Here is a 22,792-nt window from a genome sequence, read left to right as displayed (position 1 = left end):
GTCCCAAATCGTAATACTTTAGAATGGAAGTAACCTACCTTCTATCTGAAATTGAAGTTGTTGCACAAAAGCTTTTGGCAGAAACCAATAGCCGGACCCTCTTGTTTTATGGTGAAATGGGAGCGGGAAAAACTACTCTCATAAAAGCCCTTTTAAGGGCCTTAGGTGCCGAGGACACTGGCTCCAGTCCCACTTTCTCCCTTGTAAATGTTTATGAAACCGAAAACGGTACTGTAAATCATTTTGATTTCTACAGGATCAACGATGAAACTGAAGCCTGGGACATGGGTTTTGAAGAATATCTGGATTCGGGGAACTGGAATTTCATAGAATGGCCCCAAAAAATCGAAAATTTTGTAGAAGAAGGGCATCAAAAAGTGGAAATTTTGACCCTCAATAACGAGCTCAGAAAGTTAAAGTTATGTTAATTTAATAAAAATTCTGCGAGCTCAGAAGCTAAAGCTCGTGTATGAATTTTCTTTCAATATTAGCTTTTTATTAACATACTCGGATTGTCAGAGGGACATTCACCGAAATAAAAATATTTTTAACTAATTTTATTTAAATCTAATATTTTAAGAGTTTGAAGATTTTTCCTTCAAAAAGGCGGCAAAAGTACGAATAATGTATTAATAATTAGCGGGTTAGTTTTTTATAGGTTTGAATCATCAAATCGAAACAAACACAACTTTAAAAAACTATATCATGAAAATTAAAGCCCTTTTCTTAGCCGTATCTATCTTTGGAGCAACTTTCTTTGTAACTTCAACTACAAGTAATAATGACAAAAATGAAGTCCAAAAAACTGCGGTCGACATGCGGAAGATCAAAGTTCCTACTAACGGGTAGTATAATTGCTATTTGCATAGCATTTTCACCATATTTATTTTACTTATATGAAATTTTCCCAAGCGGTCCCGTTTGGGAAACTTCTTTTTTTACATATGAGAGTAAATATTATGAAGACGTCCTTACCGCGGCCTGGACATACCTTGGAAAAATTACTCCGTTGTTTCTATTACTTATATGGTTTTTCACCTGTAAACATTGGTGGTATCATGTAATACTCGTACCTACTGCAATGTATGGGTTTCAATTAGTCTCTGCGTTCTATGAAGATATGTCTCCGGTTGGTGGTTATATTGATGCAGACCAATTGATTTATTTAGCACCCTTTTTTATTCTCATCTTATCCATCGTTTATCTCATTAGGATAAAAATCTTCGACCGTATTTACGGTATTGATCTTACTGAAATTGAACGCGAGAATATCTCTCCTTTTTCCCCATTTTCAGACAAGGAATACACAGAGATAAAGGATTTTAGAGAAGGTTCAGAAAAAGAAGCCGAGATCCAGGAAGAGTACTACGTTAAACTCTAATCTTCTTATTCTCCTGAAAAGTCGTAATTTTATCTTTGTGACCAGCAAATTATGACAGAGCAAGTATCTCCCTTTACCAAGGAACAATTGATTCCGCAGGAAGAGACCCTGGAAGTATTCAAACACAAAGGCCAGTTATTCATTGGCATTCCCAAAGAAAATGCATATCAGGAAAAACGGGTCTGTTTAAGTCCCGATGCCGTTGCGGCGATGACTGCTCATGGCCACCGCGTCATGATCGAGTCGGGAGCTGGAGAAGGTGCCAAATTCAGCGATAAGGATTATTCTGAAGCCGGCGCCGAAATTAGCAGAGATACAAAAAAGGTCTTTTCCTGCCCTATGATCCTCAAGGTAGAACCTCCTACCATGGAGGAACTGGATCTAGTAAATCCACAGACGACCATTATTTCGGCACTTCAGTTAAAGACCCAGAAAAAAAGCTATTTTCAAAAGCTGGCTTCCAAAAGAATTACTGCTTTAGCATTTGAATTCATCAAAGATGAGGATGGTTCCTATCCTGCCGTTAGAGCCCTGAGTGAAATTGCAGGAACTGCCTCGATCCTAATAGCTTCAGAAATTATGAGTAACAATCCCGCAGGAAATGGCCTTATGTTTGGAAACATTAGCGGCGTTCCTCCTATTGAAGTGGTGATACTGGGCGCTGGAACCGTAGGGGAATTTGCTGCCCGGTCGGCACTTGGATTAGGTGCAAACGTCAAGATCTTTGATAATTCGCTCACACGCCTGCGGCAAGTGCAGGCGAATCTTGGCAGGCCATTACATACTTCCACTATTCAGCCAAAGAATCTGATTAAAGCTTTAAAGCGAAGTGATGTGGTCATTGGGGCAGTACGAGGTAAAAACCGCTCCCCTATCCTCGTGACCGAGACTATGGTCGAACACATGAAGAAAGGAGCCGTCATTATTGATGTGAGTATCGACATGGGTGGATGTATTGAAACCAGCGAGATCACTACCCACGATAAACCTACCTTTGTAAAGTCGGGGGTGGTTCATTATTGTGTTCCGAATATTCCATCAAGATATGCCCGTACCTCTTCCCTCTCAATAAGTAATATCTTCACGCCTTACCTTCTTCATATTGCCGAACAGGGAGGACTGGAAAATACGCTGCGTTTTGACAGAGGTCTCAGAAATGGGTTGTACTTTTACCACGGAATTTTAACCAACAAATCTATAGCAGATTGGTTTGATCTCTCCTACCGGGATATCAATCTTCTTATTTTCTAATTCTTCATGAAATTTATTCACAGACTTGGCTACTACCTAGGCGGTTTTGCCATTGGATTGATCATCCTTGCTTTTTTCTTAAGCGGTAAGAAAACTTCTTGCGCCTATGGACCCGATGCTCGTGTCCTTAAAAATATCAGGAACAAGGAAAGAAAATTTTCTCCTGCGGCTCTAGCAGAAATTCAGAGGCTGCAATTGGATACTGCAGCCTTCACAACTATTCTCCACAAGGGGGACATCGATTTTAGCCGAAGCAACACCCGTAAGGATTCCTGTAAAACCTATATGGTGACCGGCAGCAGTGACAGCGGAGTAATGGAACTTTTATATGAGAATTGCGACTCTATCGCAACCCTCCTTTCTGTGTCGCGCCTTCCATAAAAGTATTCAGGTAAATATTTGAACTTCACAGATCAAAGGATCTGTGAAGCATGATCTTTTGTCTTCACTTTTGAGATGACGTCAATGATCACACCATTTTCATCAATGACAAAGGTGCTGCGATGAATACCGTCATACCCTTTCCCCATAAATTTCTTTGGCCCCCATACTCCAAATGCATTGATCACTTCCTTATCCTCGTCTGCCAAAAGCGGAAATGGAAGTTCATATTTACTCTTAAAATTTTGCTGGCGTTTTGGAGAATCGGCACTTACACCCAGGATCTCAAATCCCTGTGCCTGGAAAGATTTCCAGTTATCTCTTAAATTACAGGCTTCGGCCGTACATCCAGGTGTGCTGGCTTTGGGGTAAAAGAAAACTACCAGCTTCTTTCCCTGGTAATCCTTTAATTCATGATTTTTTCCATCCTGATCTTTAGCAGAAAAATTCGGAGCCTTATCGCCCGGCTGCAGTGTTGTCATAATTAGTACTTTTGTCTCAAAGTTACATATTAATGACAAAGAAGGAAAAAGTAGAGTTCGTAATTTCTACCTTAAAAGAGCTTTATCCAACCGTACCTATACCTTTAGATCATAAGGATCCATATACCCTCTTAATAGCAGTACTCCTGTCAGCGCAGAGTACAGATGTAAGAGTCAACCAGATAACACCTATATTATTTGCAAAGGCAAACAACCCTTTTGCCATGGTGCGCCTATCTGAAGAGGAGATAAGAGAGATCATAAAACCTGTAGGATTATCGCCTATGAAAGCCAAAGGAATTTACGGCCTTTCAAAGATCCTCATTGATAAATATAAAGGAGAGGTCCCTGCAGATATAGACGCGCTGGAGGAACTTCCGGCGGTAGGCCATAAAACGGCGAGCGTTGTAATGGCCCAGGCCTTTAATGTTCCTTCCTTTCCGGTAGATACTCATATTCACCGCCTCATGTACAGGTGGAATCTTTCAAACGGTAAAAATGTGGTACAGACAGAACGGGACGCAAAGAGACTATTTCCCGAGGAACTCTGGAACGAACTTCACTTGCAGATCATCTGGTATGGAAGAGAATATTCTCCTGCTCGAGGCTGGGATCTGGAAAGAGATATTATCACCCGCACCATAGGCAGAAAGAAGGTACTAGACGAATATCACAAAAGAAAGACCCGTGGCTAACGGGTCTTTTCAAAGTTTAGTTTAAAAAACTTTCGAATTGTACTTTTTTGTAGGTGTTAATCCGTAAGGCTCTTGAGTAATTAAGCAGGAAAGCAATTGTTTCCTTGCTAGGTTTCATTTTTTCCAATTTTTTTTCTGAGTAAAGTTTTGCCATCGTTGGTTATTTAAGGTTGTAAATCCATAACGACAAAACTCTTATCATATTGTTTAATTGGTTAAAACGAGATTATGTTTTTCTATTACTTTCCTCAAATTGATCAAAGCATATCTCATTCGGCCAAGTGCAGTATTAATACTTACGCCGGTTCTTTCAGATATTTCCTTAAAACTCATATCCTTGTAGATACGCATCACCAGGACTTCCAGCTGGTCTTCTGGCAATTCCTTTAAAAGCTCCTTTACATCAGCCTCTATTTGATCTTTGATGATCTGCTTTTCAGCATTAAGTCCCGAATCGCAAAGCACAGAAAAGATGTTGAAATCTCCACTGTTTTCGAATTTTGGCATTCTTTTGTTCTTCCGAAAGTGGTCGATCACAAGATTGTGAGCAATTCGCATCACCCATGGAAGAAATTTTCCTTCCTCGTTATACTTACCTCGTTTTAAGGTGCGAATCACCTTAATAAAGGTGTCCTGGAAAATATCTTCTGCAACATCTTTATCAAAGACCTTAGAAAAAATAAAACTGTAAATACGTTGTTGATGTCGGTTGATCAGGATGGAAAGAGATTGCTCATTTCCTTCAATATAGCTTTTCACGAGAAAAGCGTCGTTTGCCTCGGTGCAGTTCATAAGAGTTACTTTTTTCAGGCTGTTGGGGTGGCCTGGGGTTAGTTAATACAAGTTCAAAGTAACTTTATGCTATAGGCAAAATGATTTAAATGTTTATCGAATAACAAATATAACAGGAAAATTTTCACATATACAAATAAAAGGTTAAAGTTTTTAACATCGTCGGTTTCAGCTATTTACATTCTTTCCATCTTCAGCTTTTAGAATTACCAGTTTAAGTACCTTTGCAAATTCACTAGAAAATTACGTATGCAGATCGATATTTCCGAAGTAAATCCGAAAGATAACATCATAATAAAAGGCGCACGTCTTCACAACCTTAAGAATATTAATGTGGTTATTCCGCGGAATAAGCTCGTGGTACTCACTGGACTTTCAGGTTCGGGGAAATCTTCCCTGGCATTCGATACCTTGTACGCCGAAGGACAGCGCAGGTATGTGGAAAGCCTTTCCTCTTATGCAAGGCAGTTCTTAGGACGACTAAATAAACCTCAGGTGGATTCTATTAAGGGTATTGCGCCTGCTATAGCTATCGAGCAGAAGGTAAATTCCACTAATCCCCGTTCTACTGTTGGCACCTCTACTGAGATCTATGATTACCTGAAACTGCTCTTTGCCCGAATAGGAAGAACCTTCTCTCCGGTGTCAGATGAGGAAGTGAAAAAAGATACCGTTACAGATGTGGTGAGCTACGTGAAAAGTTTTCCTGAAGGCTCTAAAATGCTACTTTTATCTCCTGTTCATGTTGAAAAAAGCAGAACACCTCAGGAAAAACTGAAGGTTCTCTTACAGCAGGGTTACAGCCGTATCAAGTACAAAAATGAAGTTTTAAGGATCGATGAGGCAGACCTTTCAAAAATAGAAGAAAAGAACCTCTTTCTTGTGGTAGACAGGATCGTCACAAAAGATGATGAAGACTTTCTTAACCGGCTGGCAGATGCAGTTCAAACTGCCTTTTTTGAGGGTAAAGGTGAACTCTTTATTGAGAACCTTTCCGATCAAAAGCTTCGACAGTTCAGCAATAAATTTGAATTGGATGGCATGGCTTTTCTTGAGCCAAATATTCACCTCTTCAGCTTTAATAATCCATATGGGGCCTGTCCTAAATGTGAAGGATATGGCGATGTGATTGGTATTGATGAAGACCTGGTCATTCCAAATACGGGTCTTTCTGTTTATGAAAATGCGATCTTTCCATGGCGAGGTGAAAGTATGAGCTGGTACAGGGATCAACTTGTGAACAACAGCCATAAATTCAACTTTCCCATTCATAAGCCTTACTTCGAACTTAGCCAGGAACAAAAGGATATCATCTGGAACGGAAATAAACATTTTGAAGGCCTGAATCAATTCTTCGCCTTTCTGGAATCCAAGGCCTACAAAATTCAAAATCGGGTGATGCTTTCCCGCTACCGCGGAAAAACCAGATGTTCTGTTTGTAAAGGTAAAAGGTTGAGGCCCGAGGCTAATTATGTAAAAGTAGGAGGTGCTACCATTACCGAACTGGTAGAAATGCCTATTAATAAAGTAGCTAATTTCTTTGAGCAGCTGGAATTGAACGAATCTGACGCTGCAATCGCGAAGAGATTATTGACAGAGATAAAGAACCGCTTGAGCTTTCTCCAAAAGGTAGGGCTTAATTATCTTACCTTAAACAGAAAGTCCAACACCCTTTCTGGCGGGGAATCCCAGCGTATCAACCTGGCCACCTCGTTAGGGAGTAGCCTGGTAGGTTCTATGTATATTTTAGATGAACCCTCCATAGGCCTCCATCCGCGGGACACCCTTAAGCTTATTGAAGTTTTGAAATCGCTTCGTGACCTTGGAAATACCGTAATTGTTGTAGAGCACGATGAAGATATTATGAAAGCAGCCGATGAGATCATTGACATTGGCCCTGAAGCCGGAAGCCACGGCGGCGAAGTGGTTGCTACCGGAAATTTCAATGACATCCTGGTTTCAGACTCTCTTACTGCGAAATACCTCAATAACACCCTGGAGATCAAGGTTCCGGAAAACAGGCGTAGCTCAAAAAATTACATCGACATTTTTGGAGCCCGTGAAAACAACCTGAAAAACATTGATGTGAGATTTCCTTTAGGTGTTTTTACTGCTGTTACTGGAGTATCGGGAAGTGGAAAAAGTACATTGATCAAAAAGATCCTTTACCCTGCCATGTGCAAGGAAATTGGTGGCTATGGTGAAAAAGCAGGTCAATTCACAAAAATTGAAGGCAAGTATACCAACCTCAGTTCGGTAGAATTTGTGGATCAAAACCCTATAGGCCGATCTTCCAGATCAAATCCTGTGACTTACATCAAGGCTTATGATGATATCAGAAATCTTTTCTCCAACCAGAAACTTAGTGATATAAGAGGGTACAAACCCAAGCACTTCTCTTTTAATGTTGACGGTGGGAGATGTGAAACCTGTAAGGGTGAAGGTGAGGTAACAATTGAAATGCAGTTTATGGCCGATGTACACCTGGTGTGTGAAACCTGTAATGGCAAGCGTTTCAAAAAGGAGATCCTGGAGGTAAATTTCGGCGGAAAAAATATCGATGACATTCTTAATCTCACTATTGATGATGCGGTTGGATTCTTTGCTGAAAACGGAGAAGAAAAGATCACTCAAAAGCTGAAGCCACTTCAGGACGTTGGCTTAGGATATGTGCAGCTGGGGCAGAGTTCCTCTACTCTTTCTGGCGGGGAAGCCCAGCGTATCAAACTGGCATCTTTCCTTGTCAAGGGGAATACTAAAGACAAAGCCCTGTTTATTTTTGATGAACCTACCACCGGACTTCATTTTCATGATATTCAGAAACTGCTCAAATCCTTTAATGCATTATTAGCGAAAGGACATTCGGTCATAGTCATTGAACATAATATGGATCTGGTAAAGTGTGCAGATCATGTGATCGATCTTGGCCTGGAAGGAGGAGAAAATGGCGGCCGATTAATTGCAACCGGAACACCCGAAGAAGTCGCAGAAAACACAGAATCTTATACTGCTCCATTTTTAAAAGAAAAATTGTAGACGCATCTGAAATTAAAATATTAACAGCTAAAGAATTGTAATAACCTATTTTGGCACAACCTTTGAATTTAAAAAAGAGATTACAAGATCAAGTTTGACATAATAAGAGTGTAATTAATAATTTTTTGGTTGGTTAGTTTGAAAACCCCGTGAAGCCTTAGGCTCACGGGGTTTTCGCATTTTTGGCACGTAGTTTGATTTCTTTTAGAAGTGTACCAGAGAGTCCGGTGCCCCATAAATTTAAATTCCCCATTATCATGAAAAAGTTTTACCTTTTACTAAGCTTCGTACTGCTGGGAATTACTGCTCATGCAGTTCCCGCACACTTCAATAATTTCGACCGGACCAACTACAGAGATGCGTTTATTTTTGTGGAAAGAGGGATCGAATTTGCTATTTTCCCAGATGGACAGTTTGATTTCTTTTTTAATCCTACCGGAAATTTCAACAGGATACCCCCTCATCGTAATTACAGTTTCAATTCTGGCTATAACTATGGCCCTTACGTTCAGTATGACGACTACGGTGCTGTGATACAGATTGAAAATGTGCCTATTTATTATGATTACTACGGCCGCATCATTCAGGCGGGTCGCGTAAATATTCGATACAATGCCTTTGGAATGGTGAATAGGATTGGAAATATGTTTTTACACTACAATCATTATGATCAATTCACTCATACCTCGGGCTTTATAAACAGTCGCAATACCCGTTATGTATATCGTCCATGGCATGATTACTATGTGCGCCCACATAACTATGTAGTAGTGCATAACCAGCCTTACAGGATTTATTACACGCCTAACAGGATGAAGTTTAACCACTACAGGAGATATTATAATGATCATTATAGTTCTGGTAGCTTTCAGCAATATTATTACAGGCCTGGTGACAGGGTTACTACTTATCACAGAGGGAGACGGGATGAAAGTCCGAGGGAAGTAGACAGAGCCTCCATCCCATCAAGAAATACTGTAACTACTTCGCAAGAGCGCAGAATTTACAGGCAACCTGATACTCCGGCTTCTTCTTCGCCTCAAGGCGTTCAAAGAAGTAACAGTACTTCAGCAAGAGAAAGATCATCTGTAAGACCTGAACAAACACCTCCTGTACGTTCTTCAAGAGTGGAAAATGTGCCGCAATCAAGACCAGCAGAGGTTCCTGCTGCTGCAGCCACAAGAAGGACTGCGCCGGTAAGTACTGCAAGACCTGAAAGAGAGGCACAGGTACAGAGCCCTCGTACAGAAACTCCTTCCGAAGTTAATTCGGCTACTCCTGTAAGGAGCCCGGATCCTGTTTCTTCAAGAGGAACAAGAAGTTCCCGGGGTGGACAGTGATTTTAATTAGTTAAGTTAGTTGGTTAGTTGGTAGATCCCCGGTTGCGAAAGCGTCGGGGATTTTTTTATTTCCACCTAAGTGTCTTTTTGATAATTGCATTGATCTCAGGAGAAAGTCCGGTGAAATATAGGAAGCCGACATATAAACCAGCAATAAGAGCTGATTTAAGCAGAATATTAAGGACAGGATGCCAGGTAAAGTCCCAAAAATAAAAACCACCGCTCAGGAAAAGTATCAGCAAAAGACCATAGACGGTCTCTTTTGTAAATGGCTGGATCCTGAATTTCTTCCTTACAATGATCAACTTCACTGTATTGTAGATGGCAAAGGCAAGAAAGGAAGCAAGTGCAGCGCCTAACAGTCCCAACCGCGGAATAAGGACCAGATTTAAAATGAACGCCAGTACCGCAAGAAAAACTCCAATGAACAGGACCAGGCGATAATAATCTGAATTAAAGAGAATACTGTTATTATTCCCAAGCAAGTTGTCATAGAGCTTTACACAGCTTATAAGGATCACGATGGAATAGCTTATTTGATATTCTTCAGGAATAAGTTCGTATAGCTGCGACAGATTGGTAACGATCAAAAGAAAAATAAGTCCGCTGATAATAAGCAGGTTCAGGGAACTCTTTTCATAAAGTTCGAGCAGACCTTTTTTATCCTTTTTATTGAGCAGACTGGCGGTCATGGGATATGTTATTTGATGCATAGCGCGCGATGGCACAGCAATTACCGAAGAAATGTAAATGGCTATTCCATACACAGCTACCATTTCTATAGGAAGAAATCGCTCGATCATAACTTTGTCCAGATCCAGCAATACCATGGCCACAGAACCCGCAATAAGAATTAATGCAGAATATTTCAGGATGAAGGACCTGTTTCTGGGAAAGGAGAAACTAAACTTCGGAAAGTACAACCTGAAGGCATAGATCATCATGATGATAAGCCGTAAGATGAAAACCAGGCCTATAGCATAAACAAAATTTTCAACCGTTAAAAACCTGAAATAAACCGAGATGAGCAATAAGGAAATACAGAAGCGATGGAACACTTCCTTCATAAAATTTCCGAAAACGCTTTTGAAATGTACTTTGGCCCATGAAAAAAAGATCTCGAAATAAGAGGTAGCCAGAGCAATGACAAAAATTAACCAGATGTAGGGTTGAACAATTCCTTCGCCATCAGCAAAATAATTGAGCAGCAAATCATAAGAGAAATAACCAAGTATTCCCAACGCCAGGGAGATTGCCAGGGGAAGCCATAAGATCACGCTTAACAGCCTGTCTTTCTCCTCTTCTGAATCATAAGAGGTATAAAATTTCACCAACGTATTATGTACACCAAATGCCATGAGTGGCCAGATGAGGTTGGCAGCCGATAATAAAAAGCCAACCAGCCCGTAATATTCGGGAGTTAAAAAGTGTGTATACAGAAAAAGCGTATTGATCGCCCCAATTCCAAAACCCAGATACGTAGTAAAGAGGTTCCTGGCCGACTGATTTACAACCACTCCCATTACAAAGATTTTATTTGTTGTGCCAGTTCAGCAGTCAGCGACCTTCGGCTGTATTGCTGCACTCCAACAGGTGATGCCTTTAATTTTCTGCTTTTGAACAATTCATAACATTCCAGGAGAAAGGCCTTAATTTCCCCTTTTTGAGGGTAAAGGAAAAACCTGCCCGAATTTGTTTTCCTGATGATCTGCTCAATATCGGCAGCCTCGGGACCAACAGCCAGGATGGGTCGTTCGCTCACCATGTACTCGAAAAGTTTCCCGGGGATTATTCCCTTTGTTTCTTCACTATCGATCTCAATTAAAAGCAAAACCTGGGAGCTCCGTTGCATTTGAAGCGCTTCTCTGTGAGAAACGTAATCCCTTCGAACAAGATGATCATTCAACTCAAATTCCTCAATGCTTTCCAGCACGGGCTCTCCCACTGCTCCTATAAGTTTCAACTGAAGATCCTTTTTAAAATCGGGTTTTTCACGGGTTAGTTCTGCAAGGGCTTTCCAAAGATTTTCAGGATTTCTACCAGAGAGCAGAGATCCAATATGAGCAAGACTGAAATGTTCGTCCAGCGGCAGTCTCTCCACATCCTCCACATCGAAGCCATTGGTGATCACTGCTACGGGGCGATCAGTTTTCGCCATGAATTCTTTTTGAGTAGTGAAACTGGTAGTAATGACCTTATCTGCAGTTTGAAGGACTTTTCTCTCTAAAGCCTCATGTTTTCGCTGGGAGGTTTTGGTAAGTCTTAATTTGTCGTGGTAGCCAATTTGTGTCCAGGGGTCCCGGAAATCGGCAATCCAGTTGATCTTTTTGCTCCGTTTGAGCCCCAGCCCAATAAGATGCAGGCTGTGAGGTGGTCCAGTGGTAATAATAGTAACTAGCTCCTCTTCTTCAAGATATGCAGATAGAAATTTCACAGAAGGTTTAATCCAGAACTTTCTCGCATCGGGTATGAAAAAATTTCCGCGAATAAAGAGCATGGTTTTCTGAAGAAGTCCCTGCTTCTGCTCCTTCGGAATTATTCCGGAGCTTATCATTGTTGTATCCTTCCTCGAAAAAAACTTTGCTAAAGAATAGGGCTCAAAAATGTCATTTTTGAGGACCTTTATTCCTGAAGGAATTTCCTGTTCCAGGGATGGATCCTGTAAAGGATAATGCGGATTCGCAGGAACATATACAACTGGCTCTATCCCAAATTCCGGAAGGTACTTTACGAATTTCAGCCAGCGCTGCACGCCCGGGCCACCGGCCGGCGGCCAGTAATAAGTAACAATGAGTACTTTTTTCATAGCCCTCCCAAAAAGGGGTTATTTTCGTTTAATTCCGTAGAAGATCCCGCCTATAAGCAGCAGGCCGAGTAAGACTGAACTCGCCAGCGCAATGCTGCTCCCGGTTTTCACTACCTGCGGCTCAAATTTGAAGGTAATTTCGTGTTCTCCCGCAGGAATGATCATTGCACGGAGCACATAATCTGCTCTAAAATGAGGGGCTTCCTCTCCATCAATAAAAGCCTGCCATCCATGTGGATAATATATCTCTGAAAAAACAGCCATTGCCTCTTCCGGAGAATTTGATCTGTATTTAAGTTCGTTGGGTTGATACGAGATCAGCTCGATCTGCGCTGAAGAATCGGCCGGAAAGCTGGTTTTTGGAACAAATTCCTTAAAATCATTGTCCACTATTGCGACTCGTCTTGTGTTGATACCATCTAAAGCGAGGATCTCCTCGTTTGCATCATCCACAAATTTAACTTCTTGAACAAACCATGCATTTCCATTGGTTTCAGGATTCTCTTGTGCAATGGTACCCTCTTCCGTAGGAATTATGAAATACTTTGCATTCAGCATATTGAGCACCTGCAAGTTATTCTGAGACAGATAAAAATCATATAACTCCTGCATACGGCCCGGCTTTGCAGCGTGATATCCTCCAATTGCATTATGGAAGAAAGAGGTTCTCGCTGTGTTAAAAGGGCTTCCGCTTAGATCAAACACCCGATAATGAGCGTCGTCCTGCATGATCTCACGATCTGCTTCTGTAGCTTGAAAGGGTTGAGCTATTCTGCTGGAATTCACAAAATCTTCTGCGTTGACATATCTCCTGTCAACTACAACCAGATCGATAAGCAAAAGAGCGCCCAGAACAATGACGGTGAGATTCTGTGAGATCTTTTTCTTCAGAAATAACCATAGTGCGGCAGCCGTTAGCAGAACGAAAATCAGACTACGCAGCGTATCTGCTGAAAAAACTGCCCGGCGATCTTCTTTTAAAGCCCGAACAAATTCTGGCCCCAGTTGCTGGATCAAAATCCCATCGCTGGCCCCCGAAAAACTAAAGAGACTACTTTTGAAAAGCAGGAAGATCAAGGCCACACCTCCCGTAATGATTGTAGACCACTTTAAAGCATGGATCTTCTTCTCTGGCTGTTCTTCTCTATAAAAGAAAGTACAAAGTCCTAGGACTGCCAGAACCGGAATGCAAAGCTCCAGGATCACCTGAATGGAGGAAACCGCCCTGAACTTGTTGTACAAAGGCATATAATTGATAAAAATATCTGTGAGGAAGCCAAAGTTCTTTCCCCATGATAGGAGCAGCGCCAACACGGTACCGCCAACCAACCACCACTTTTTCCTGCCCTTTACCAGAAAGAGTGCCAGAACAAAAAGGAATAATACAGTGGCACCAATATAGGCGGGAGCCCCCACGTAGGGTTGATCGCCCCAGTAGGTTGGTGCTGCTTCAGCAAATTGCGCTGCCTGTAAAGGACTGGCACCCAATTGCAGTAACTGCTGATAAATAGCCGAATCCTGCCCCACATCTTCGGCGCTCGACCCGCCCATGAATCGGGGAATAAAGAGATTGAAGCTCTCGAGAATTCCGTAGCTGTATTCAGTGATATAGTTATAATCTAAACCATCAGATTTGTCGGGAGCACCCTCGGGTGTTATTGTAAGTCCTGTATCGCCACGGGTACTAAAATCTGCATATTCCTGCGTGGCCATGAGATTTGTAGCATTAGCGCCAATAGCGAGGATCACTGCGACTAGCATCACTGCCAGCGCCTTGAAATAATTTGGCAGCAACTTTTTTCTGAAAGCATCAACTAAATAAGCAATACCCAACACGATCACCAGCAGGAGCAGGTAAAAGGTCATTTGAAAATGGTTCGCATTTATTTCTAAAGCCATTCCAAAGGCCAGGAGCAAAAAGCCGGGAACATACCTTTGCCGGAAGCACAGGAGAATTCCGCCTAGAACCCATGGCATATATGCAATTGCGTGAGCCTTTGCATTGTGCCCTACACCCAGGATTATGATAAGGTAAGTTGAAAAACCAAAAGCAAGGGCGCCTAAAATGGCTAATTTGTAATCTATTTTTAGAACCAGTAGGAGAATATATAAGCCTATAAAATAAAGGAAAAGGTAATCTGCAGGACGAGGTAAGAATCGCAGCAGGCTATCCAGTTTTTTAATGTAGTTATGCGGATAATTCGCCCCTAGCTGGTAGGTTGGCATTCCGCCAAAGGCTGCATCTGTCCAGTAAGGCTCCTCCCCTGTCTCTGCCCTGAACTCGTTTTGCTGGCGAGCCATTCCAATATACTGTGCAATATCACTTTGAAAGATCTCCTTTCCCTGAAGTACAGGATAAAAATAAGCCAGTGAAAGAACAATAAAACCCAGGAAAACAAACAGATGTGGAAGAACTTTCTTCAGGGAAAAAGTCATAAAAGAAAAATTTTGGAGTTGAAATTAGTCAATTTCTTCATAATCGATATATTCTCCAACATCTTTCTTTGACTTTGGGGTCTTCTTAGGTTTTTTATCAATGGATATATCACCCTCCTTTCGGGGCGGCTCACCGGGGGCACCAAACTGACCGAATCTTTGTTCAAATTTCTTCCCTACTTTTCTAAGAATATATCTTAGGAGAAGTGGTCCAAAAAAGCGAAAAATAAGTTTTAATCCGAAGTAGATAAGAAGGACGATGAGCATCACCCTCAACACTTCAGATAATGAAGCTTCTTGCATTCTAAAAGTTTTGGTAAAATTACTACTCTAAGCAAAGAAAACCAGCACAGCAGTCGAAAAAAATGAGAAAATCTATATCTTTGGTTAACACCAATCTGCCCAAAAATGAGGATTTACAAGTGTTTTATTGCTCTTTTTTTCTTCGGAAACTTTTTTGCCACCGCACAATATACCGAAACCATTAACTCCAACCGTCCGGGAAATTCTCAAGGTGCTTTTGCTGTGGGGCCTATGGTACTGCAGCTGGAAGCCGGTGCAAAAATGGGGCATGATGAACATTCTTTATTAGGAACAGAAACAGATCTCTGGGGAATTGATTATTCCCTAAGGTTTGGTTTTCTACTTGAAGAGCTGGAGATCAACTTAATGGGATCTTTCCTTGATGAGACGATAAGTGAAACGGTGGGAGGAAGTAACCAGAGTTATGGCAGAAGCAACTTTGATTCTAATGCTATTGGTGTGAAGTACCTCGTTTACGATCCTTATAAAAATGGCAAGGAACGCAAACCTAACCTTTATAGCTGGAAAGCTAATCAAAGATTTGACTGGAATATCCTTATCCCTGCGGTTTCATTGTATGCTGGTGCAAATTTTTCATTTGGAGATAATCCTTATCAGTATGAAGGACAATCAGGTTTTTCACCCCGATTTGCCATTATCACACAAAACAATTGGGGACCATGGGTACTGGTGGTTAACGTAATAGCCGATCAAATTGCACAGGAATATCCTGCATATTCCGGTATTATTACCCTTACACATTCGTTCTCGCGAAAATTCGCCATGTTTGGAGAATTTCAGACCCTGATCAATGATCTGTACAGCGATGAAATTGCACGGGGCGGATTTGCATATTTGTTTCACAAGAACTTTCAGGCAGATATTTCCGGATTAATAAATTTTAAAGATACGCCTTCCAGATGGCAGGTTGCCGGAGGGATCTCTTACCGGTTCGACTGGCATAAACAGGACCAGTACCTGGAAAATCAGGAAGAGTTATAGATTGTCTTCCCCTTTTAAAAATGAATTTTTATAAATGATAGATTTCAGCGGCACTTATACAGACCAGTATCAGTTGGCCATGGGCCAGGTATATTTTAAAAAAGGGGATGCAGGTAAAATTGCCATTTTTGACTATTTCTTCCGGAAACTTCCTTTCGATGGCGGATTTGCGGTATTCGCAGGACTTGAGACATTGCTGGACATTCTTGAGAATTTCTCTTTTTCTGAACAAGACCTAAATTTCCTTGAGCAACAAGGTTTTGATGCAGCATATCTTAGCTACTTAGAAGATTTTCGGTTCAGGGGAAAGGTCTATAGCATGAAAGAAGGAGATCTCGTTTTTCCCGGAGCGCCAGTAGTTAGAATAGAAGCAAATATTGTTGAAGCTCAGATCGTAGAAACCGTTCTCCTGAACATTCTCAATTTTCAGACTTTAATTGCGACCAAGGCTACGCGAATGGAGATCCAGGCAAAGGGTAGAAAACTCATTGACTTTGGATTGCGGCGTGCTCAGGGCACAGGAGGCTACCACGCAAGCAGAGCAGCAGTGATAGGTGGTTTTGACGCTACAAGTAATACCCGGGCCGGCAGGGACTTTCACATTCCTGTATCGGGCACCATGGGTCATTCTTTTATTCAAAGTTATGGAGATGAACTTGAAGCATTTCGCGCTTTTGCCGAGGTGCATCCAAAGAATTCAATTCTGCTTGTAGATACCTATGACACCTTGAGAAGCGGGGTACCCAATGCCATCACCGTTGCCAGGGAAATGGAAAGCCGAGGTGAGAGGTTGAAAGGTATAAGACTGGATAGCGGAGATCTTGCCTATCTTGCCCGACGCTCGCGGGAAAAACTTGATGCAGCCGGGCTGGATTACGTAAAAATTTCGGTGTCCAATCAGCTGGATGAGCATCTTATCAAAAGTTTGATAGACCAGGAGGCTCCCATTGACATTTTTGGGGTAGGAACGAGTCTGGTAACAGGAAAACCCGATGCCGCATTGGACGGAGTTTATAAACTTGCTTTTTTTAAGGACGAACCCAGAATAAAGCTCTCAGAAACAATTTCAAAAGTTACCCTGCCACATCGGAAACAGGTTTTTAGATTGCTGGATGAAAGCGGAAACTTTCTGGGTGCCGACGTAGTTTGCCTTGCAGAGGAAGCCGAAATTAAAATGATGTATCATCCATATGATCCTTTAAAATTCAGAAATGTTTCGGGAGTAGCTAAAGAGCCGTTGCTCCAGCTGGTAATGGAAGATCAAAAAAGAATTCATGAGCACCGGGACATCAGGGAGATTTGTGAGTTCAGAAAAGCAAGACTCCAAAAACTAGCTCCCGAGTATAAACGCTTTTTCAATCCGCATATCTACAAAGTTGGACTTAGTGAAAGTCTGCGAGATGAGAGAAATGCTCTTATTGATGCACATAAAGCACAGAAAAAATGAAAACTCTTATCATTATAGATGCCCAAATTGATTTTATGCCGGGAGGCGCCCTGGAGGTAAACCACGGAGACAAGATCATCCCTGTGATCAACAGCCTCCTTGCCTCTTTCGATCTTGTCGTGGCAACACAGGACTGGCATCCTCAGGAACATGAAAGCTTCGCGGTTAATCATCCCGGCAGGAAGGAGTTCGAGCTCATTGATCTTCATGGCATTGAGCAAAAACTGTGGCCTCCTCATTGTATTCAGGGCTCCAGGGGTGCTGAATTTCATCCCGAACTTAATTCAGAACCCATTGAAGCAATTTTTCGGAAGGGTGTAGCACCAGATGTTGACAGCTACAGCGGGTTTTATGACAATGGCCATAGGCGATCTACTGGCATGGCCGGATTTCTCAAAGAAAAGGGCGCAACAGATCTTTATTTCTGTGGGCTTGCAGCCGACATCTGTGTATATTTTAGTATGGTAGATGCCTTAAAGGAAGGCTTTGAGGCAACACTTATTGAAGATGCAGCCATGCCTCTGATTCCGGAGGAATTTGAAGCTATTAAAAAGGATATCCTCTCCAAAGGTGGAAAGATCACCACTTCTGCTGAAATTAAATAAGAATTTTTCCTGAGAAAAATTTAGTGGCAGCAAATTTGGGATTAGTTCCTGTGCCATCTCCTTGTAAACCACCATACCCCCGCCTGAAGAAACGCGGTGAGAACAACAGAGGTTATAATGTGTTGAACAGCCTGTAACACCCCAAAGGAATACTCATCTTCAAATTTATTGGGAAGATCAAAATTCGAAAGCAGCTTCTGACTCAGGTATCCCAGAAATCCAAAAGCCAGTACCAGGAAAGCATAGGTAAAGAAAAAGAAGAAATCCTGTTGATGGGTCCATTTAAAGTAAACTGCCGTAGCCACCATAAATAGCCAACTTATCCAGATGCTTATCTGGTAGTTAAGAACAGCCTCTTTTGCAAGCACCAGACTATTGTTATCCAATTCCACAACTGTAAGAAAGAGCGTGAAAATTGGATAGATCAGGATCACAAGAAACAGAAATCGGAAAATGTTTTTTCGCCTCATGGCTTTTCAAATGGCACATTAAGTTACAAAAAGCAAACTTTACCATAAAAAAACTCCCGCTTCATTTCTGAAACAGGAGTTTATAACATGTAATTTCGTTATTCTACTTGGCAATATTTACTGCCCTGGTTTCTCTAATCACCGTCACCTTCACCTGTCCCGGATAGGTCATATCTGTTTGTATCTTCTGAGAAATTTCAAAAGAAAGGTTGGATGCTTTATCATCACTTACCTTTTCACTTTCCACAATTACTCGCAATTCTCTACCAGCCTGGATAGCATACGCTTTTTTCACTCCTCCAAATCCAAAAGCTATGTCTTCAAGATCTTTAAGCCTTTGTATGTAAGAATCCAGTACCTGTCTTCTTGCACCGGGTCTTGCACCACTTATAGCATCACAAACCTGAACGATAGGTGACAAAAGCGAATTCATTTCTATCTCGTCATGGTGTGCTCCAATAGCATTACACACGTCCGGCTTTTCTCCATACTTCTCTGCCCATTGCATCCCTAAAATTGCGTGAGGTACTTCTGTTTCTGTTTCGGGTACTTTTCCAATATCGTGTAGAAGTCCGGCGCGTTTTGCAAGTTTCGGATTAAGCCCAAGTTCTGCAGCCATCACGCCACATAATTTTGCGACTTCCCGGGAGTGTTGCAAAAGGTTTTGCCCATATGAAGAACGATATTTCATTCTTCCTACTGTTTTGATCAGTTCGGGGTGGAGACCGTGAATTCCAAGATCGATCACTGTTCTTTTTCCTACCTCAATGATCTCCTCCTCAATTTGTTTGGTAGTCTTTTTCACTACCTCTTCAATACGTGCTGGATGTATCCTTCCATCGGTAACCAGCTTGTGAAGTGATAAACGGGCCACTTCCCGTCTTACAGAATCAAAACAAGAAAGGATGATAGCTTCAGGAGTATCGTCTACAATGATTTCAACTCCGGTTGCAGCTTCAATAGCTCTAATGTTTCTTCCTTCTCTTCCAATGATACGACCCTTTACGTCGTCACTTTCCAGGTTAAATACAGAGACACAATTGTCTATTGCTTCTTCTGTACCAATACGCTGTATGGTATTGATGATGATCTTTTTTGCTTCCTGCTGTGCAGTAAGCTTGGCTTCTTCTATAGTATCCTGAACCAGGGCCATAGCATCGGCACGTGCAGTATCCTTGAGGGATTCAACTAATTGTGCTTTAGCATCTTCAGCAGAAAGTCCAGAGATCACTTCAAGTTGCTGCACTTTACTGCTGTGGAGCTTGTCTACTTCCTCCTGTTTCTTTTCGAGCACCTCGTTGCGGTGGTTGTAATCGGCAATTTTCTCTTCAAGGTCTTTGTTCAGGTTCTTGCTTTTTGCAAGTTCGCTGGAAACCTGAGATTCCTTGTCGCGAATTCTTTTCTCTGCATCTGCTATCTTCTTATCTCTTGAAAGAATTACCTTCTCATGTTCAGATTTAAGTTCGATGAATTTTTCTTTCGCCTGCAGGATCTTGTCCTTTTTGATCCCTTCGGCTTCCTGTTTTGCTTCTTTCAGAATTCCGGCAGCCGATTTTTTCGCTCTTTGAATAATTTTTGAAGCATTTTTTCTCTCCAGGTATTTTGCGATGCCAAAGCCAAGAGCAAGGCCCAGGACCAGAGAAATAATTGTGATCGCTATAGTTAGTGTATCCATTAGTTAGTTTTTATTATAAAAAAAAAGCCTGTATTAGTTGTTGATTTGCATAAACTCTTTAAATCACGTTTAGGGCTAACAAGCTGATCAAGGATCCGCTCAAAGGCGGCTTGCTTTTACAACTTAAACTCACCCTTTTTAAAGAATTGGTGTTGAGTTTATCAAAATAAATTAACTAATACAGGCAGTAACCTTTATTTAAATCAAAGAACAGTTAAACCAGGTGCTTATCCAGCAAATCATTGAGCGCTTTCAATTTATCTTCAGCCAAGATCACTTCGCTGCTGTTGTCAATTGCTTTTTGCTCGGTTTGGGCAGCAAATTGTAAGGCGCACATCGCCAGTACATCCTGCTTATCCCTAACGGCATAACTCTGTTCAAATTGCTTGATCATGAATTCTATTTTCTTGGCAGCCCTTCTAAGACCTTCCTCCTGTTGAGGTAAAATGGTCATAGGGTAAACCCGGTCTGCAATAGAAATCTTTATTTTAAGCTGATTTGACATTTTTTTATTCTTCTATTCAGAGAGGTGAACAATACATTGATCAATCTCCCTTATCAAGCTGTTGATTTTTAGCTTGGTTTCTTTTTTGTAATCATTACTGCCAAGCAAGGCGTTGGCGGCTTTAAGAGTTTGAACTCGATTTTCAGAAGCTTCAAGGGATGTGAGCAATTCCTGCTTTTCATCCTTCAGCTGAGTTAATTCCTCTTGTAGGCTTTGCTGTTTCTGCTCCAGTTTTTTATAATTCTGAAGCAACTTTCCAATCCTACTTTCAAGATTACCAACTATTTCTGTTAAATCGCTCATTAAAGCTAAACCTGCTTCTTACCTTCACAAAGTTAACATACCTGCCGAAATATCCCAATATTTTGAAATCTATTTTGAGGCTGTATTTTAAAATAATTTTAACCTGCTCAAAAATAAGGGTTTAATTTTTCGCGTTGGTTTGGTATCTTTAACCCGCTATAGAAAAATAAAAATTTTGAAATTGATGAATAGGTTTCTTGCCCCCCTCCTGTTACTGCTTTCCGGTCTTATTAATGCCCAGACCTCCCAAATTCCAACAGATTATTTTGATGATCCGCTCCAGGTGCCGCTGGTACTCGCAGGTACCTTTGGAGAATTGCGTTCCAATCACTTTCATAGTGGCCTGGACATAAAGACCCAGCAGCGCGAAGGTCTCCCGGTATATGCCTCGGCAGAAGGTTTTGTAAGCCGAATCAATGTGGCAAATTACGGGTATGGAAAAGCGCTCTATATCCAACATCCTAATGGCTACACAACGGTTTATGCTCACCTTAAGAATTTCTCACCAAAGATCGAAGAGTACATAAGGAAGATCCAGTATGCACGGGAAAGCTATGAGGTTGAAGTTTATCCTACGGCTTCAGACTTACCTATTGAACGCGGCGAACTGGTAGCCAGCAGTGGCAACACAGGAGGAAGCGGAGGCCCGCATCTGCATTTTGAAATTAGAGATGGAGAACAGCGGCCAATGAACCCTTTGATGTTTGGGTTTGATCTAAAAGACTCCAGAGCTCCCATTATTTCGGGAGTATACGTGTATCCCTTGGGTGAAAATGCACATGTAAATGGCTCGTCACAGAGACAAAAACTGAGATTATTCCCGCAGCAGGATGGAACTTTCCAGGCAGAAAAGATCGAAGCCTGTGGCGACATCAGCTTCGGAATAAACGCAGTAGACCAGCTGGATGGAGCGCCAAATCATAACGGAGTCTTTAAGATTGAAGCGATCGCCAACGGTGAAAAATTGTTCCAGGCGAATTTCGAGAAGTTCTCTTTTGCAGAGACCAGGCATCTTAACCAGCTCATAGATTACGGGTACTATGCAAAAAATAACAGCAGGATTCAGAAACTTTTTGTCGAACCTTCTAATCCTTTAAGCATTTATAGCAACGTTTTTAATGACGGGGTTTTGAATGTTCAAGACAGTCTTTCATATAACTACCTTATAAAAGTAAGCGATTTTGCCGGAAATGAGCGACTAGTGAGGATCCCTGTGGAAGGAAAACAGCGCGAAAACCTCACGCCTAAACCAGATGACTCCACACCTTATTTTGTAGAAGCAAACAAAGGGGCTCAATTTGAAAAAAAGGGTATTGATGTTTACATCCCGAAGAACAGTCTGTATCAGGACGTGTACCTGGATATGGTTTTTGAAGACGAAAAGCTCAAAATACATGAAGATGTTGTTCCTATTCACTCGAACATTACAATAGGTTTTGATGTGAGTAAATATAAGCCTGAAGACCGGGAGCAAATGTTCATAGCACGCCTCAATAAATGGGGGAATCCCAGCTATTCCAGTACAACTAAGGAAGGCGAAAGATTGGTCACCAAAACACGCACTTTTGGCACCTATACGCTGGGAAGGGATACCAAAGCTCCTGCTGTTGTTCCAATTAATTTCAGGAACGGCCAGTGGATCTCCTCAAACACAGATCTTAAGGTAAAGATCTCTGATGATCTTTCGGGGATCAACAGTTTCCGGGCTACTGTAAACGGGAAGTTCATATTAATGGAATATGAGTATAAACAAAATCTGCTCACGCACCACTTTTCTGACGGAGTGGTGACAGATACTGAAAACCTCCTCAAGATCGAAGTAACAGATAATGTGGGAAATACTACTATCTTTGAAAGTACCTTTTATAGAAAATAGATTTTT

Annotated in this window: 22 protein-coding genes and 1 other RNA gene; 12 read left to right on the top strand and 11 right to left on the bottom strand. The window is 41.5% G+C overall.

From position 1 onward, the window contains the following. Nucleotides 1-23 precede the first annotated feature (23 nt). From tsaE to HC175_RS14590, 5 genes are all read left to right on the top strand, one after another. Nucleotides 24-428 (top strand): tRNA (adenosine(37)-N6)-threonylcarbamoyltransferase complex ATPase subunit type 1 TsaE, encoded by a 405-nt coding sequence (gene tsaE, locus HC175_RS14610; RefSeq protein WP_168139234.1) that lies wholly within the window; start codon nt 24-26, stop codon nt 426-428. Nucleotides 429-705: 277 nt separating this feature from the next. Further along, a complete protein-coding gene (locus HC175_RS14605) occupies nt 706-849 on the top strand; it encodes a hypothetical protein (protein ID WP_168139198.1) in 144 nt (47 codons plus the stop codon). A 232-nt stretch (nt 850-1,081) separates the two neighbouring features. Continuing rightward, on the top strand, nt 1,082-1,381 hold the full coding sequence (locus HC175_RS24250; RefSeq protein WP_235942631.1) for a hypothetical protein: 300 nt from the start codon (nt 1,082-1,084) through the stop codon (nt 1,379-1,381). Between the two features lie 51 nt (nt 1,382-1,432). Beyond that, a complete protein-coding gene (locus HC175_RS14595; protein ID WP_168139232.1) occupies nt 1,433-2,632 on the top strand; it encodes an alanine dehydrogenase in 1,200 nt (399 codons plus the stop codon). A gap of 6 nt (nt 2,633-2,638) precedes the next feature. Next, nucleotides 2,639-3,013 carry a hypothetical protein gene (locus HC175_RS14590; protein ID WP_168139231.1) on the top strand — a complete coding sequence of 125 codons (375 nt, stop codon included), beginning with the start codon at nt 2,639-2,641 and terminating at the stop codon, nt 3,011-3,013. Between the two features lie 32 nt (nt 3,014-3,045). Here the strand turns inward: HC175_RS14590 and bcp are convergent, their stop codons facing one another. Beyond that, complete coding sequence (bcp, locus tag HC175_RS14585; RefSeq protein ID WP_168139230.1) at nt 3,046-3,495, bottom strand: thioredoxin-dependent thiol peroxidase; 450 nt, start codon at nt 3,493-3,495, stop codon at nt 3,046-3,048. 32 nt (nt 3,496-3,527) lie between these two features. On the opposite strand from bcp, the gene HC175_RS14580 reads away from it, so the two are divergent. Beyond that, the gene (locus HC175_RS14580; RefSeq protein WP_168139229.1) at nt 3,528-4,190 is read left to right on the top strand and encodes an endonuclease III domain-containing protein; all 663 of its coding nucleotides are present in this window, start codon (nt 3,528-3,530) and stop codon (nt 4,188-4,190) included. A gap of 207 nt (nt 4,191-4,397) precedes the next feature. On the opposite strand, the gene HC175_RS14575 is transcribed toward HC175_RS14580, so the two are convergent. Further along, a complete protein-coding gene (locus HC175_RS14575; RefSeq protein WP_168139228.1) occupies nt 4,398-4,982 on the bottom strand; it encodes an RNA polymerase sigma factor in 585 nt (194 codons plus the stop codon). A 249-nt stretch (nt 4,983-5,231) separates the two neighbouring features. Here HC175_RS14575 and uvrA point away from each other — a divergent pair, with 249 nt between their 5' ends. Both uvrA and HC175_RS14565 read left to right on the top strand, forming a co-directional pair. Beyond that, nucleotides 5,232-8,018, top strand: coding sequence for an excinuclease ABC subunit UvrA (gene uvrA, locus HC175_RS14570; protein ID WP_168139227.1), 2,787 nt, complete (start codon nt 5,232-5,234; stop codon nt 8,016-8,018). Nucleotides 8,019-8,275: 257 nt separating this feature from the next. Further along, a complete protein-coding gene (locus HC175_RS14565; RefSeq protein ID WP_168139226.1) occupies nt 8,276-9,358 on the top strand; it encodes a hypothetical protein in 1,083 nt (360 codons plus the stop codon). A gap of 65 nt (nt 9,359-9,423) precedes the next feature. On the opposite strand, the gene HC175_RS14560 is transcribed toward HC175_RS14565, so the two are convergent. The 4 genes from HC175_RS14560 to HC175_RS14545 are packed head-to-tail and all read right to left on the bottom strand — an operon-like array spanning nt 9,424 to nt 14,903. Next, complete coding sequence (locus HC175_RS14560) at nt 9,424-10,881, bottom strand: lipopolysaccharide biosynthesis protein (protein WP_168139225.1); 1,458 nt, start codon at nt 10,879-10,881, stop codon at nt 9,424-9,426. After that, nucleotides 10,881-12,164 (bottom strand): glycosyltransferase family 4 protein, encoded by a 1,284-nt coding sequence (locus tag HC175_RS14555; protein ID WP_168139224.1) that lies wholly within the window; start codon nt 12,162-12,164, stop codon nt 10,881-10,883. Before HC175_RS14555 ends, HC175_RS14560 begins: the two co-directional genes overlap by 1 nt. An 18-nt stretch (nt 12,165-12,182) precedes the next feature. Continuing rightward, entirely contained in the window at nt 12,183-14,600 is a 2,418-nt protein-coding gene (locus HC175_RS14550) for a YfhO family protein (protein ID WP_168139223.1), read from the bottom strand. Nucleotides 14,601-14,624: 24 nt separating this feature from the next. Next, nucleotides 14,625-14,903: a DUF4834 domain-containing protein gene (locus HC175_RS14545; RefSeq protein ID WP_168139222.1), complete on the bottom strand. Its 279-nt coding sequence runs from the start codon at nt 14,901-14,903 to the stop codon at nt 14,625-14,627. 105 nt (nt 14,904-15,008) lie between these two features. Between HC175_RS14545 and HC175_RS14540 the strand changes: the two genes are divergently transcribed. The 3 genes from HC175_RS14540 to pncA are packed head-to-tail and all read left to right on the top strand — an operon-like array spanning nt 15,009 to nt 17,957. Then, nucleotides 15,009-15,905 (top strand): transporter, encoded by an 897-nt coding sequence (locus tag HC175_RS14540; RefSeq protein WP_168139221.1) that lies wholly within the window; start codon nt 15,009-15,011, stop codon nt 15,903-15,905. Nucleotides 15,906-15,939: 34 nt separating this feature from the next. Further along, a complete protein-coding gene (locus HC175_RS14535) occupies nt 15,940-17,352 on the top strand; it encodes a nicotinate phosphoribosyltransferase (RefSeq protein WP_168139220.1) in 1,413 nt (470 codons plus the stop codon). After that, nucleotides 17,349-17,957, top strand: coding sequence for a bifunctional nicotinamidase/pyrazinamidase (pncA, locus tag HC175_RS14530; protein ID WP_168139219.1), 609 nt, complete (start codon nt 17,349-17,351; stop codon nt 17,955-17,957). The genes HC175_RS14535 and pncA overlap by 4 nt, the downstream gene beginning before the upstream one ends. A 41-nt stretch (nt 17,958-17,998) precedes the next feature. On the opposite strand, the gene HC175_RS14525 is transcribed toward pncA, so the two are convergent. The 5 genes from HC175_RS14525 to HC175_RS14505 form a co-directional block, all read right to left on the bottom strand. After that, complete coding sequence (locus HC175_RS14525) at nt 17,999-18,427, bottom strand: hypothetical protein (RefSeq protein WP_168139218.1); 429 nt, start codon at nt 18,425-18,427, stop codon at nt 17,999-18,001. A 103-nt stretch (nt 18,428-18,530) separates the two neighbouring features. Next, the gene (gene rny, locus HC175_RS14520) at nt 18,531-20,102 is read right to left on the bottom strand and encodes a ribonuclease Y (protein WP_168139217.1); all 1,572 of its coding nucleotides are present in this window, start codon (nt 20,100-20,102) and stop codon (nt 18,531-18,533) included. 51 nt (nt 20,103-20,153) lie between these two features. Next, a non-coding RNA gene (gene ssrS / locus HC175_RS14515) (6S RNA) lies at nt 20,154-20,260 on the bottom strand. Nucleotides 20,261-20,316: 56 nt separating this feature from the next. Further along, nucleotides 20,317-20,607: a cell division protein ZapA gene (locus tag HC175_RS14510; protein WP_168139216.1), complete on the bottom strand. Its 291-nt coding sequence runs from the start codon at nt 20,605-20,607 to the stop codon at nt 20,317-20,319. Nucleotides 20,608-20,619: 12 nt separating this feature from the next. After that, the gene (locus HC175_RS14505) at nt 20,620-20,910 is read right to left on the bottom strand and encodes a hypothetical protein (protein ID WP_168139215.1); all 291 of its coding nucleotides are present in this window, start codon (nt 20,908-20,910) and stop codon (nt 20,620-20,622) included. A 184-nt stretch (nt 20,911-21,094) separates the two neighbouring features. Here HC175_RS14505 and HC175_RS14500 point away from each other — a divergent pair, with 184 nt between their 5' ends. Beyond that, nucleotides 21,095-22,786, top strand: a complete 1,692-nt coding sequence (locus HC175_RS14500; protein WP_168139240.1) for a M23 family metallopeptidase — start codon at nt 21,095-21,097, stop codon at nt 22,784-22,786. The last annotated feature ends 6 nt before the right edge of the window (nt 22,787-22,792 follow it).

It is taken from the genome of Salinimicrobium oceani (assembly GCF_012037645.1).
The sequence above is the reverse complement of the archived record's forward strand: the minus strand, read 5'-3'. Positions and strand labels throughout refer to the sequence as shown.

Coding starts and splice junctions, on each gene's coding strand:
- HC175_RS14590 (WP_168139231.1), top strand. CDS start 2,639: ATGAAATTTATTCACAGACTTGGCTACTACCTAGGCGGTTTTGCCATT.
- HC175_RS14565 (WP_168139226.1), top strand. CDS start 8,276: ATGAAAAAGTTTTACCTTTTACTAAGCTTCGTACTGCTGGGAATTACT.
- bcp (WP_168139230.1), bottom strand. CDS start 3,495: ATGACAACACTGCAGCCGGGCGATAAGGCTCCGAATTTTTCTGCTAAA.
- HC175_RS14580 (WP_168139229.1), top strand. CDS start 3,528: ATGACAAAGAAGGAAAAAGTAGAGTTCGTAATTTCTACCTTAAAAGAG.
- HC175_RS14510 (WP_168139216.1), bottom strand. CDS start 20,607: ATGTCAAATCAGCTTAAAATAAAGATTTCTATTGCAGACCGGGTTTAC.
- HC175_RS14535 (WP_168139220.1), top strand. CDS start 15,940: ATGATAGATTTCAGCGGCACTTATACAGACCAGTATCAGTTGGCCATG.
- HC175_RS14525 (WP_168139218.1), bottom strand. CDS start 18,427: ATGAGGCGAAAAAACATTTTCCGATTTCTGTTTCTTGTGATCCTGATC.
- HC175_RS14560 (WP_168139225.1), bottom strand. CDS start 10,881: ATGGGAGTGGTTGTAAATCAGTCGGCCAGGAACCTCTTTACTACGTAT.
- HC175_RS14545 (WP_168139222.1), bottom strand. CDS start 14,903: ATGCAAGAAGCTTCATTATCTGAAGTGTTGAGGGTGATGCTCATCGTC.
- tsaE (WP_168139234.1), top strand. CDS start 24: ATGGAAGTAACCTACCTTCTATCTGAAATTGAAGTTGTTGCACAAAAG.
- HC175_RS14505 (WP_168139215.1), bottom strand. CDS start 20,910: ATGAGCGATTTAACAGAAATAGTTGGTAATCTTGAAAGTAGGATTGGA.
- HC175_RS14540 (WP_168139221.1), top strand. CDS start 15,009: ATGAGGATTTACAAGTGTTTTATTGCTCTTTTTTTCTTCGGAAACTTT.
- HC175_RS24250 (WP_235942631.1), top strand. CDS start 1,082: ATGTATGGGTTTCAATTAGTCTCTGCGTTCTATGAAGATATGTCTCCG.
- HC175_RS14500 (WP_168139240.1), top strand. CDS start 21,095: ATGAATAGGTTTCTTGCCCCCCTCCTGTTACTGCTTTCCGGTCTTATT.
- uvrA (WP_168139227.1), top strand. CDS start 5,232: ATGCAGATCGATATTTCCGAAGTAAATCCGAAAGATAACATCATAATA.
- rny (WP_168139217.1), bottom strand. CDS start 20,102: ATGGATACACTAACTATAGCGATCACAATTATTTCTCTGGTCCTGGGC.
- HC175_RS14550 (WP_168139223.1), bottom strand. CDS start 14,600: ATGACTTTTTCCCTGAAGAAAGTTCTTCCACATCTGTTTGTTTTCCTG.
- HC175_RS14575 (WP_168139228.1), bottom strand. CDS start 4,982: ATGAACTGCACCGAGGCAAACGACGCTTTTCTCGTGAAAAGCTATATT.
- HC175_RS14595 (WP_168139232.1), top strand. CDS start 1,433: ATGACAGAGCAAGTATCTCCCTTTACCAAGGAACAATTGATTCCGCAG.
- HC175_RS14605 (WP_168139198.1), top strand. CDS start 706: ATGAAAATTAAAGCCCTTTTCTTAGCCGTATCTATCTTTGGAGCAACT.
- HC175_RS14555 (WP_168139224.1), bottom strand. CDS start 12,164: ATGAAAAAAGTACTCATTGTTACTTATTACTGGCCGCCGGCCGGTGGC.
- pncA (WP_168139219.1), top strand. CDS start 17,349: ATGAAAACTCTTATCATTATAGATGCCCAAATTGATTTTATGCCGGGA.